General features: G+C 26.6%; 10 protein-coding genes, 2 tRNA genes and 1 pseudogene. 8 read left to right on the top strand and 5 right to left on the bottom strand.

Annotated features, from left to right (window positions below):
• Positions 1-322 (bottom strand): annotated as a pseudogene (locus A500_RS21375) (hypothetical protein); the annotation flags it as partial.
• 182 nt (positions 323-504) lie between these two features.
• On the opposite strand from A500_RS21375, the gene A500_RS12895 reads away from it, so the two are divergent.
• Positions 505-936, top strand: coding sequence for a MarR family winged helix-turn-helix transcriptional regulator (locus tag A500_RS12895; protein ID WP_016208022.1), 432 nt, complete (start codon positions 505-507; stop codon positions 934-936).
• Positions 937-940: 4 nt separating this feature from the next.
• Positions 941-2,317, top strand: coding sequence for an MATE family efflux transporter (locus A500_RS12890; protein ID WP_016208021.1), 1,377 nt, complete (start codon positions 941-943; stop codon positions 2,315-2,317).
• A gap of 26 nt (positions 2,318-2,343) precedes the next feature.
• Here the strand turns inward: A500_RS12890 and rimI are convergent, their stop codons facing one another.
• Genes rimI through tsaE form a run of 3 tightly spaced genes read right to left on the bottom strand, consistent with a single transcriptional unit; the run spans position 2,344 to position 3,963 of the window.
• Complete coding sequence (rimI, locus tag A500_RS12885) at positions 2,344-2,805, bottom strand: ribosomal protein S18-alanine N-acetyltransferase (RefSeq protein ID WP_016208020.1); 462 nt, start codon at positions 2,803-2,805, stop codon at positions 2,344-2,346.
• Positions 2,789-3,505, bottom strand: a complete 717-nt coding sequence (gene tsaB / locus A500_RS12880) for a tRNA (adenosine(37)-N6)-threonylcarbamoyltransferase complex dimerization subunit type 1 TsaB (RefSeq protein WP_016208019.1) — start codon at positions 3,503-3,505, stop codon at positions 2,789-2,791. Before tsaB ends, rimI begins: the two co-directional genes overlap by 17 nt.
• Complete coding sequence (tsaE, locus tag A500_RS12875) at positions 3,502-3,963, bottom strand: tRNA (adenosine(37)-N6)-threonylcarbamoyltransferase complex ATPase subunit type 1 TsaE (RefSeq protein ID WP_016208018.1); 462 nt, start codon at positions 3,961-3,963, stop codon at positions 3,502-3,504. The genes tsaB and tsaE overlap by 4 nt, the downstream gene beginning before the upstream one ends.
• Before the next feature lie 434 nt (positions 3,964-4,397).
• Here tsaE and A500_RS12870 point away from each other — a divergent pair, with 434 nt between their 5' ends.
• The 6 genes from A500_RS12870 to ptsG all read left to right on the top strand — a co-directional run bounded on the left by A500_RS12870 (position 4,398) and on the right by ptsG (position 12,358).
• Complete coding sequence (locus A500_RS12870) at positions 4,398-4,979, top strand: metal ABC transporter substrate-binding protein (protein WP_016208017.1); 582 nt, start codon at positions 4,398-4,400, stop codon at positions 4,977-4,979.
• 332 nt (positions 4,980-5,311) lie between these two features.
• A tRNA-Trp gene (locus A500_RS12865) sits at positions 5,312-5,387 on the top strand.
• A 215-nt stretch (positions 5,388-5,602) separates the two neighbouring features.
• A tRNA-Trp gene (locus A500_RS12860) sits at positions 5,603-5,678 on the top strand.
• A gap of 150 nt (positions 5,679-5,828) precedes the next feature.
• Positions 5,829-9,068 carry a ligand-binding sensor domain-containing protein gene (locus A500_RS12855; RefSeq protein ID WP_016208016.1) on the top strand — a complete coding sequence of 1,080 codons (3,240 nt, stop codon included), beginning with the start codon at positions 5,829-5,831 and terminating at the stop codon, positions 9,066-9,068.
• A gap of 182 nt (positions 9,069-9,250) precedes the next feature.
• A complete protein-coding gene (gene licT / locus A500_RS12850) occupies positions 9,251-10,099 on the top strand; it encodes a BglG family transcription antiterminator LicT (protein ID WP_016208015.1) in 849 nt (282 codons plus the stop codon).
• Between the two features lie 213 nt (positions 10,100-10,312).
• Positions 10,313-12,358, top strand: a complete 2,046-nt coding sequence (gene ptsG / locus A500_RS12845; RefSeq protein ID WP_016208014.1) for a glucose-specific PTS transporter subunit IIBC — start codon at positions 10,313-10,315, stop codon at positions 12,356-12,358.
• A gap of 60 nt (positions 12,359-12,418) precedes the next feature.
• On the opposite strand, the gene A500_RS12840 is transcribed toward ptsG, so the two are convergent.
• Positions 12,419-12,987 (bottom strand): phosphatase domain-containing putative toxin (locus A500_RS12840; protein WP_016208013.1); only part of this gene is annotated, 569 nt, incomplete at its 5' end.

Below are 12,987 nucleotides of genomic sequence, written 5' to 3'. Positions count from 1 at the left end.
TTTCAGATAGATCCTCTTGTCTTATTCCATCACTATTATATAATTCCATTAAAAAAAGAAATTGCCCATATCCTATTCCGGAATTGGAGAAATTAAATAGTGTACTGAATAATTTATTTATATATATATTAATATGGCTACTTCCATTTATTAAAACAGTAATAATTTCTATAGAAATTATTAAAAAAATAACACATGAAGTATCTAAAAATATTTTATTTGATAATTTTCTTCTATCAAGTTTTACATAACAATGAAAAATAAGCATAGATAAAATAAAAAGACTTAATATATTTACTTGAAGTTTAATTAGTTTATTCATGTCTAATCCTTTCGTAATGTTAGCATTTAATTATGATGTATAGTATATGTATTACAGATAATATATATTTACTAAATCTATTTAGAAAGTATTCTTATATAAAAATAGTTGCAAATGCAACTAAAAATGATATAATTTAATTCAGTAATAAATTCAACTATTTAAATTGACAGGGAGATAAGATGGAAGATTTAAAATGTGAAAATATAGCAAGATATATTTCTAACATACAAAGAAAATGTGGAACTTTCTTTTTAAAGGAATTAGCTTATCTTGGAATAGGATATGGGCAATTTCTTTTTTTAATGGAATTATATAATAGTGATGGAATAAGACAAGAGGATCTATCTGAAATTTTAAATATAGATAAAGGAACTACAGCAAGAGCTATAAAGAAGTTAGAATCTGAATACTTTATAGTGAGAAATAAAGATAAGGAAGATAAGAGAGCCTATAGGGTTTATTTAACACAAAAGGCATTAGATAAGAAAAAAGAGATATATGAGGTTGCTATAAAGTGGGAAAATAATATTACCCAAAATCTTACCATAGAAGAAAAAAATATTATGTTGAGTTTGCTAAAAAAAGTACATATAGAAGAATGCAAGAGGTGAAGGAATGAGTACGCAAGAATTATTGGCTAAAGAGAAGATAGGAAAGTTATTGTTAAAATATTCTGTACCAGCTATAGTGGGCATGATTGTAAATGCATTATACAATGTAGTTGATAGAATTTTCATAGGTAATATAAAAGGAATAGGATCGTTAGCTATTGCTGGAGTGGGAGTAACGATGCCGATTACAACTATTATATTAGGGTTTGCAATGCTTGTTGGTGTTGGTGCTACAACAACAATTTCAATAAAACTTGGACAAGGGAAAAAAGAAGAAGCATCTAAAGTAATTGGAAATGCTATAACATTAGCGATAATTATTTCTATTATATTAACAATTCTAGGATTAGCGTTTGGAGATATAATTTTAATAAGGTTTGGAGCTAGTGCTGAAACTTTATATTATGCAAAAGCATATATAAACATAATTTTATTAGGAACTATATTTAATATGGTAGCATTTGCTTTGAATAATACTATAAGAGGGGACGGAAATCCCAAATTAGCAGCAATGATTATGATAATTGGATGTGTAACTAACATAATTTTAGATGCAGTATTAATATTCATATTTAATATGGGAATACAAGGTGCTGCGATAGCTACAGTTATATCTCAATTAGTAACAGCAATAATAGGTACACTGTATTACATTAGGGGAAAATCTAACTTAAGATTTTATAAGTCAAGTTTGAAATTAGATAAGAAAATAACAATGAAGATATTATCAATTGGAGCAGCTCCTTTTGCAATGCAAATAGCAGCTAGTTTTGTTCAAATTATATCAAATAATGTTTTAAAAACATATGGAACAGATTTAGCTATAGGGGCCATGGCAACTATATCATCTGTAAGCTTAATGTGTTTAATGCCTATTTTTGGAATAAATCAAGGAGCTCAACCTATAATTGGTTTTAATTATGGTGCCAAGCAAGAAAAGAGAGCTCAAGAAGCCTTTAAGCTTTCAGCTAAGGTAGCAACAATAATATTAGTAATTGCATTTATTATAGTCCAATTATTTCCAGAAGCTATAATAGGTATATTCAATAAAGATCCTAAATTTATGGATATATCAATTAAAGGAATGAGGATATACTTACTTATGTTACCAATAGTAGGAATATCAATAACAGGATCTAATTATATACAATCTATAGGAGAAGCTAAAACTGCAATGTTTTTAAGTTTACTTAGACAAGTGATATTGCTAGCTCCCTTTATAATAATTCTTCCAAGAGTTTTTAACTTAGGACTAGATGGAGTATGGATTGCTCAACCTGTTAGTGATATATTATCCACCACAATAACAGTCTTTATATTAGCAAAACATATGAAGATTAAAGAAGAGGTTAGTGAAGTATTATTTGAAGAAGCTAATTAATAAAAAAACAGGTATAAACTATTAGTTTATGCCTGTTTTTTATTATAAAAGTAAGTCATCAAAACTGCATCTTCTTTATTATCTGTATAGTAACCTTTTCTAAGACCATTTTCTATAAATAAAAACTTCTTATATAGGTTTTGAGCTGGAATATTTGAAGATCTAACTTCTAAGTTTATTAATGAACAATCTAGATTTTCACATAGTGATATTAATGAAGATAATAGTTTACTCCCTATTGTCAGATTTCTATAATTAGGATGTACGGCTATATTAGTTATATCCGCTTCACCCATCACTATCCAAGCACCAATAAATCCAATTACGGAGTTTGATTCTAAATCTTTAGCAACTATATATTTAGCTAAGGGATTATTTAGTTCACTATAAATAGAATCTCTACTCCAAGGGGTAGAAAAGCATAAATTGCTTATATTCAATACATCATTAATATCATTAGCTGTCATTAAACTACAGCTTATTCTCATTTTCTAGCGCTAACCTTTTCTCTAATTCTCTTTGTGCTTGAGGTTTTTTTAAATAAAAGGGAGAAGAATTTAACTCATCACATTTATTGTCCAAAAGTAATTTAATTCCTAAGTCTCCTAATGAAGATGCTCTTATTATGCTTAAATGATTAGGAGCAAAAAAGGAATTATTAAGATTTGTTGATAAGTAATCTTTATGCTTAATTAAGCCATCACCAGTAAACATGACTTTTTCATTTTTATCTTTTAGAATTTTGATTAAATCATCCAATTCAAGAGCAGAATAATCAATTAATTTTTCTAATTTACCATTGTTACCTTTATATAGACAAGTATAAACACTATCTCTTAAAGCATCCATAACAGGGCAAATTATTCCATCAAAACTTACAAGAGAATATGCAAGTGCATCTAAACTTGAAATACTAACATAAGGTTTATTTGCTCCAAAGCTTAGGCCTTTAACCGTAGCCATTCCAATTCTTAGACCTGTAAAAGAACCAGGGCCCTTTGAAACTATAAATCCATCTATATCATCTATAGATAGGTTAGAATCACTTAGTAATTTATCTACCATATCCATTATCAAAGTAGAATGTTCCATTTTATTATTTATTGTATATTCTGCTATCAAGTTATTTTCATCTAATAATGCAGCTGTTGCTACTTTAGAAGCAGAATCAATACTTAAAACTATCATAAGTTTAACTCCTTTATATAATTATATCTTTCTCCATATGGAGTAATAGAAATTTTTCTAAAGTTTTCACCTTTAGATAAGTCTTTTTCTATTAAAATATGAAGATATTCTTTTGGTAAAATTTCTTCTATGTAATTTGCCCATTCTATAATAGAAACTCCATTAGAAAATATATAATCATCAAATCCAATAGCATATATTTCATCAGGATCACTAACTCTATAAACATCAAAATGGTAAAGTTTAAGTCTACCTGAATCATACTCATTAACTATAGTAAATGTGGGGCTTGTTATATGTTCATCAATATCTAGTCCTTTAGCAATCCCTTTTGTTATATGAGTCTTTCCAGTTCCTAAATCTCCAGTTAGGCAAACTATATCACTAGGTTTTAAAAGTTTACCAATATAATAACCTATTTTAGTAGTTTCTTCTAAATTATTAACATAAAACTGCATAAATACTCTCCTTTCTTTTCGGTTCACAAGGTACAGTGCACAGTTACTAATTAACAATTAACGATCAACAATTTATGATGAAACTACTATGTAGTTTCTAAAGTTTATATAATTTTCTTAATTCAGCAAAGTTGAATTATTTCCTAAACTTTAAATTCTCCATTAGCAACTATCAATCATAGAAAACTGTGAATTGTGCACTGTGAACTGTGAACTGTGAACTAAAATAAATTTCTTACATCTATTCTATCTAAAAGAATCAAAAAAAGAAAGTTTAAATGTTATACATAATATGGAAATATATATATTTATGTAGTAAAATAGTAAATAAATATAATTGTAATTAATATGATAATATAATTGTAATTTTTAAATACAAATGATAAGATATTATGAAAGTATGAAAAAATATAAATTCCGTGGAGGAAGTTTTTATGAAGAAGTTAACATATGCATTAGTTATTTTTACTTCTATTTTGTTTATAGGTTTAACATTTTCTTATAATCCTTTGATGGCTAATCCAACTGACGAGTTTGATGAGGAAAAGGATATATATTTAAACATATTAACGGTTAATAAAGAACAGTATGAAATGACTAAAGCATTAGTTGGAAATAATCATAATGTTGAATATTTATTTAGTGATGAAAAAGAGATAGAATCATTTAAAACTAATGATAATATGATAAGCAATGTTTTAAATATGGATTTATTTATATATAATGGATTAAACTACGAGGACTGGATAAATGATATAATAGATAACTCAAAAAACTCTAATGTTGGAATTATAAATATGAGTAGAGGAATAAGGCCAATTACAACAGAATTAAAATCTGAAAATAAAGAAAATCCGTATTATTTATTAGGATTTAATGAATATAAAATTGCATTATATAATATAAAGACAGCATTACAAGAAAGAGACATTAAAAATAGAAGTTATTACGAAGAAAATTATAATAAATTAGTTAAAGAGTTGGATGATTTTTATCTAAATCAAAAGAAGAATTAAAGAACTATAAGGATTATTCTATAATTACAGATACTGATAAATTTGATTATTTATTTAGAGATTTAGGAGTACAAGTAAAGAAGATAAAAAATAATTCTTATGATTATGATGGAACTAAATTTATATTAGTTCATGATAAAGAATTAGGAAACTTAGATGACTTAAAGAATAAAATGAAAACTGATTTTTATTATATAGAATTAGAGACTAGTAGCACTAATAGTAAGGTATTAACAGACAATGTTATAAGGTTAATAGATGCTATAAAAAATAAAAGTAGCAATAATGGTTGATTTTTATGTATACATAAGATATAATAGTTATTGTTGCAAAGGGGTATAGCTCAATTGGTAGAGTAGCGGTCTCCAAAACCGTTGGTTGTGGGTTCGATTCCTACTGCCCCTGCCAAATAAAAATTAACTTATAAGTATCTTAATATTTATTAAATACTTATAAGTTAATTTTTTGCAGTAATTTATAAAAATTATCTGAAACTTATAATTTATTATTTATAATAAAATTCTTCATAATAATTAAAGTGGTATTGTTTACAAAAAAAGCGAATTTTGTTAATTATGTTGTTGACAAGTATTAAATTGTCATGATAGAATAAATTTTGTTGAAGGGGTATAGCTCAATTGGTAGAGTAGCGGTCTCCAAAACCGTTGGTTGTGGGTTCGATTCCTACTGCCCCTGCCAAATAAGAGAGTGTAATTTTACACTCTCTTATTTTTGTATAAAAAATATAGAATTGCCTAAAAATGCATAAAATTATATAAATAAACAATAAATCTGATATAATATATTTATTAAAAAGTTGGAATTTATATTTTTTTACGAGGGATGAGGATGAATAAAAGGTTATACAAAATAATACTTAATATATTAGTGATAGTTACTATACTAACTAATATAAGTTTAAATGTATCTGCTCTAATTAATGAAGATAAAAATATTAATTTTAAGAGAATAACTATTGAAGATGGTCTATCTCAAACATCTATTGAATACATATTTCAAGACAGTAAAGGGTATATGTGGATTGGAACAACAGATGGATTAAATAGATATAATGGAGATAAGTTCGAGATATTTAGGTATAAAGAAGATAAACCTAATAGTATAAGTAGTAACTATATTTCGGCAATAAATGAAGACGCAGAAGGTAATATTTGGGTTGGGACATCTAGGGGATTGAATAAGATAAACGCAGAAACTAAAGAGATTAAAATGTATTTACCAGAAGTAGATGGATGTAATCTATCAAATGGTAATATAACAGAAATAATGATAGATTCTAACAATGACATATATATAGCTACCGAAGATGGGTTGAACATATATCATAGTGATATAGATAATTTTGAACGTTTATATAATTCAGAGGATGAGAGATATACATTAAGTAGCCAATTTATATACTCTATAATAAAAGATGATAATAATAATTTATGGATTGGTACTGAAAATGGATTAAATAAGGTTCCGGAAGATTCAAATGAAATAGTTAAATATTACAAAAATGATTCTGAAAATTCAATTAGTGATAATTTTATATTTAAACTATATTCAGATGATGCAAATAATTTATGGATTGGCACATATAGTGGAGGATTAAACCAATTAAACATTAACACTGATAAAATAGAGGTATTTGAAAATAATACTGAAGATAATGAATCATTGCCTGGAAGTTTTGTTAGATATATATTAAGAGATAGTAGAAATATGTTATGGATAGCTACTAATAATGGATTAAGTAGATTTGATGAGGTTAATAAAAAGTTTATAAATTTTGAATCTAAAATATATGATACGCAAAGCATAATAAGCAATAATATATTAAGTTTATTTGAAGATAAGTCAGGATATATATGGGTTGGAACATATGAAGGAATAAGCTTATTTGATCCACAAAATTCATTTAAAAATTATAGAAGTGATCCAATTGATCCTAACTCATTAAGTGAAAAAATGATTGCAGGAATATATGAAGATAACGAAGGTCTTTTATGGGTAGGAACTGTACACAGTGGAGTAAATATAATAAATAGAAAAAGTGGTGAAATATCAAAGTTTGAATATATAAATAATCCAAATGCACTAATGGAAAATAATATTAGAGATATAGTAGGAATAAATGATGAAATTTGGATAGCAACAGAAGTTGGATTAATTAGATATAATAAATCCACTAAAGAATCTACAAGGTTTTTAAATAATGGAAGTAATAACTGCTTAGTTTCAAATGACGTAAGAACATTATATATTGATAAGGAAGGTATCCTCTGGATAGGAACTAGAGAGGGCTTATGTACTTTTGATAGAAATGAAAAATTTAAATCATATTCGGATATTCTACTTAGGAATGGAATATCCGATGGAATGATTTCAGATATAATAGAAGATGATGAAGGAATAATTTGGATAGCATCTGGACTAGATGGTGGATTAAGTAGTTTAAACAAAATTACAGGACAAATAAAGAATTATAAGAATGACAAATATGATGATAATAGTATAAGCTTTGATTCAGTTAAATCAATTGCAATAGATAGTAAAAATAATCTATGGATAGGAACTCACTATGGATTAAATAAGTTTGATAGAGAAACTGAAAAATTTTATAGATATACAGAAAGCGAAGGCTTATCAAACAATTTTATTTATGGAATTTTAATTGATGAAGAAGATAATCTTTGGATAAGTACAAATTATGGATTGTCTAAATATGATACTAAAAGAGATAAATTTATAGAATATACTGCAGCAGATGGATTGCAAGGAAATGAATTTAATGGCTTTTCATATTTTAAAAGCACTAAGGGAGAAATGTTTTTTGGTGGAACAAATGGACTTACATATTTTTTCCCGCATGAATTAAAGGAAAAAAAATTTGTACCAAGCGTTACACTTGAGAGTGTTTATAGTAGAGAACACGAATTCTTAGATTTATCTAATATATTTATAAATTATAAAAGTAATCATATACAATTCAATTTTTTTATGCCAGATTATAGAAATGTTAATAAGATTCAATATGCATATAAATTAGATGGATTAGACGAATCATGGGTTTTTTCTGAAAATAGAAATTATGCAAGTTATACTAATCTAGAAGCAGGTACATATACCTTTAAAGTAGTTGCAAGAAACTCAAGTGGAGATTGGAGTATTCCAACGAATTTAACCTTTGAGGTTGGGATGAAGCCATGGGAAACCCCTGTAGCATACATAATATATATTACTATAGTAGTTTTAATAATATATGTAGTTTGGAATAGAGTAAAGATATTAGATAGTTTAGTAGAACAAAGAACTGGTGAATTAAATAATAAACTCAAGGAAAATAAGGAACTTTACGATAAACTTATTAAAAATGAAAGATACAAAAATAATTATTTTGTTAATTTGTCCCACGAATTAAGAACTCCACTTAATGTAATTATATCTACACAACAGTTAATCACTAACTTAAATGAAAAAAATGAGCCAATACCAAAAAACAAAATAGATTATTATATGAAGACTTTAAGAAGAAATTCGGATAGATTATTAAAATTGATAAATAATATAATTGATACTTCAAAAATAGAATCATGTTCATATAAGTTACACATAAAGGAGCATGATATTGTTAATTTAGTAGAAGAAACAGTTTTATCTATGAAAGATTTTATTGAAGAAAATGGTATTAAACTTATTATAGATCCAGATATGGAAGAAAAAATAATAGAGTGTGATAGTATTGAAATTGAGAGATGTATAGTTAATTTAATAGGTAATGCTGTTAAGTTTACATCTAAGGGAGGACAAATTGAAGTTAAAATAACAGATTTATATAAAAAGGTGAAAATATCTGTTAAAGATACAGGGATAGGAATAGAGGAAAAGTATCATGAAACTATCTTTAATAGATTTGGCCAAGCATATAATGAAGCGTCAGAAGAATATGGAGGAAGTGGATTAGGCTTAACTCTTACAAAGCAATTGGTTACTCTTCATAAAGGAAACATAATAGTTAAAAGTGAAATTGGTAAGGGAAGTGAATTTATAATTATATTGCCAGTTAAGCAAAATAAAAATTAGTAAAAATTAACAAAATTATATTGCTGACTTCCTATAACCTTGACAGTGAATATTAAGAATGATATTATAATTATAAGTAAGAATATGGATTGTTACTGTAAAGCAGGCAATACCTAAGTTAAGATAGGTTAATATCTTAATTTAGGTATTTTATTTTCCAAAATAAGGAGAATGAGAATGATATGATTGTAGAAAAGATATTAAACAATAATGTAGTTGTTTCAATAGATCCAAAAACTAAAAAAGAGGTCATATTAATGGGGTCTGGAATTGCCTTTAAAAGAAAAATAGGGCAAGAGATAGAAGATGATAAAATTGAAAAGGTATTCGTAGTTGATGATAAGCGAATGGGTAATAAACTTAAGAAGCTTATAAATCAAATACCAGACGGAATTTTTGAACTAGCACATGAAATTATAACTTATGCAGATAAAGAGTTAAATAGAAAATTAGATAAGCAAATATATATTTCCTTATCTGATCATATTGCATTTGCAATAAAAAGATATAAAAATAAAGTACAAATAAAGAATGATTTATTAGAAGAAATAAGAAGAATACACAAGGAAGAGTACAAAATAGCATTATGGGCAGTAGGCTATATAAATAATAAACTAAGAATAAACTTACCTGAAGACGAAGCAGGATTTATAGCATTGCATATTGTCAATGCAAGCTACCAAGAAACTGCTAAAGAATCAGTGGTAGCAACAAATATAATTAAAGGTATATTAAATATAATTAGATATTATTATTCAGTAGAATTTAATGAAGAAGATTTAAATTATGATAGATTGTTAACACATCTTAAATATTTTGCTAAGAGAGTAATAACTAATAATCAAAACGAAAATGATACTAGTGAATTTTTAGAAATAGCATCAAGAAGTTATCCAGAAGCTTTTGACTGTGCAGAAAGAATAAAAATATATATAGAAAATAATTATGATTATAAAGTAAATGAAGATGAAATAGTATATTTAACTATGCATATTCATAGGGTTATTTCTGTATTAAGAAGTAACCAATAAAGCACTTATTTATGATCTTAATATATGTTTTATTCTTTAGAAAATTATAAAAAATATATTTTTAAATAACTTTTTATAGTTTTTTCTTAAGTTTTCAAGTGGATATATATAAATTTGCGTTTACTTGGAGCAAAGTAAGTTCATAAGCAAATATATATATATCCACTTCTTTATTGATTAAATCTTATGTAAATTGGAAAATTAGGAGGAAAAATGAATACTGTATTTTTAAAAAAATCATTTGGTATTCTTCAAAGAATAGGAAAATCATTAATGTTACCAGTAGCATTATTACCAGCTGCAGGGCTTTTAATGGGATTTGGAACTTTATTTCAAAATACAGATGTAATAAGCAACATTCCTATATTGGCTATAGATAAAATTCAATTAGCAGCAAATATAATGTCTTCTTCAGGAGATATTATATTTTCTAATCTGCCACTTATATTTGCGGTGGGAGTAGCAATTGGGATGAGCAATGGGGACGGGGTTGCAGCATTGGCCTCCATTGTAGCATTTTTGATAATGAATATTACTATGGGAATAACAGCAGGTGTAAGTCCCATGAATATAGAGACAAATCCAATGTATGATATGGTTTTAGGTATTCCTACTCTCCAAACAGGTGTATTTGGAGGCGTAATTATAGGAATGGCATCAGCTTTAATATATCAAAAGTTTTATGATATACAATTACCAGAATTCTTAGGATTCTTTTCAGGAAAAAGATTTGTACCTATAGTAGCTGCTATATCAGGCCTTATATTAGGTATTTTAATGGCTATAATATGGCCTCCAATACAAAATTTTCTATTATTATTTTCAAGGAGTATGATAGGAACAAACCAAACAATTTCAGCATTAATTTTTGGTATTATAGAAAGAGCATTAATACCATTTGGGTTGCATCATATATGGTATAATCCATTTTGGTATCAATTTGGTGAATATATTAATTCATCAGGTCAATTAATTATAGGAGATCAAGCCATATTCTTTGCACAGTTAAAAGATGGAGTTGATTTCACTGCAGGAACATTTATGACAGGAAAATTTCCATTCATGATGTTTGGTCTTCCAGCAGCTGCATTAGCTATGTATCATGAAGCTAGTAATGAAAAAAAGAAATTAGTAGCAGGTATATTATTTTCAGGTGCACTTACATCTTTTTTAACAGGAATAACAGAACCTATAGAGTTTATGTTTTTATTTGTAGCACCAGTATTATTTGCAACTCATTGTATATTTGCAGGACTATCATTTATGATAATGCAAATTTTAAATGTTAAAATAGGTTTGACATTTTCAGGAGGACTTATAGATTTTATCTTGTTTGGTATATTACCAAATAGAACAAGATGGTGGTGGGTAATAATAATAGGTCTTATATTTTCAGTTATATATTATTTAGGTTTTAGATATATAATAAGAAAATTAGACTTAAAAACGCCAGGAAGAGAAAAGGAAGAAAATGAAATTGATATAGATATTTCAGATGGTGACTTAGCCTATAATGTACTAGAAGCTTTTGGAGGAGCTAAAAATATAAAATATTTAGATGCCTGCATAACAAGAGTCAGGGTTACAGTAAAGAATTTAAGTTTAGTAAACAGAAGTAAGCTTAGATCATTAGGATCAGCAGATTTAATGATAATAGGAGATAATATTCAAGCTATCTTTGGACCAAAGTCAGATATACTTAAAGGACAAATGAAAGATATTATGGATGGTAAGGAGATAGTAGTTAAAAAGCCTAAAAGGATAGAGAAAATAAAAAAGGGAATTAAAACAGAAAGCTTTATTACCATACCGGTTACTGGGAAATTATTAAGATTAGAAGAAGTACCAGATGCGATATTTTCTATGAAACTTATAGGTGATGGATTTGCGATAAACCCCAAAAATAATGTTCTAATATCACCAATAAAGGGAATTGTTTTAACAATTTCACCAACTTTTCATTCAATAACAATAAGAGGCACGGATGGTTTTGATATATTTATTCATATAGGAATAGATAGTATAAATTTAAGAGGTGATGGCTTCAAGGCATTTGTGCAAGAAGGAGATATTGTAAAGGAAGGAGATTTATTAATAGAATTTCCTTTAGCAGAAATGAATAAAAAGTTAAAGTCACCGATTATTCCTATAATATTTAAAGGATTATCTAAAGATAAATTTATATACTTTAAAGATAATATAGAAGTAATGTCTGGAGATATGAATAAAGTAGAGATACATGAAAAGTTAAAATTATAAAAAATGAGTTAAAGATTATTAATACTTAATAGTATAATATCTTTAACTCATTTTAATTATTTAATTATTTTCATATAATGGAGCCCCTTCAATATATAAACCATTTTTATTCTTAAGCCAATTAGAATAACTTTCTTTATAATTTGATGAGCTATTTTCTAAGGTATAATTATAAAAATACTCTAAAAAGGTTCCTCTAGACATACTATCTGTAAGAACTATTCCTCCAACAGAAATTTGATCATTAAGTATTGTTGATAATGATAAATTAGAGCTGTTTTTTAGCATTTGAAACATAGCCATAAACATAGTTGTTCGCCCTTCTCCAGCATGACAATGAAATAGTAAATGAGCATCATCATCAAGATTATTCACAAAATTTACAAAGTCATCAACCTCATTGGGAGCTGGAATGAAGTTATCTCTAACAGGAATTCTCTTATATCCAAGTCCAAAATTCTTACAAAGATTTTCTTCGTTTAGTATAGTTGAAGATTTTATTGACTCTAAATATTCTCCAGTAGGTTTAAAGATTGGAATATTATTTCCTAAAGTTATTTTTGATAAATCTTCAGATTCGTATTTTAGTGTAGCTTCAGAATTTAAATTATTATTTATAGTTTGAAAAA

Source organism: Clostridium sartagoforme AAU1, from assembly GCF_000401215.1.
Lineage (GTDB): Bacteria > Bacillota > Clostridia > Clostridiales > Clostridiaceae > Clostridium > Clostridium sartagoforme.
The sequence above is the reverse complement of the archived record's forward strand: the minus strand, read 5'-3'. Positions and strand labels throughout refer to the sequence as shown.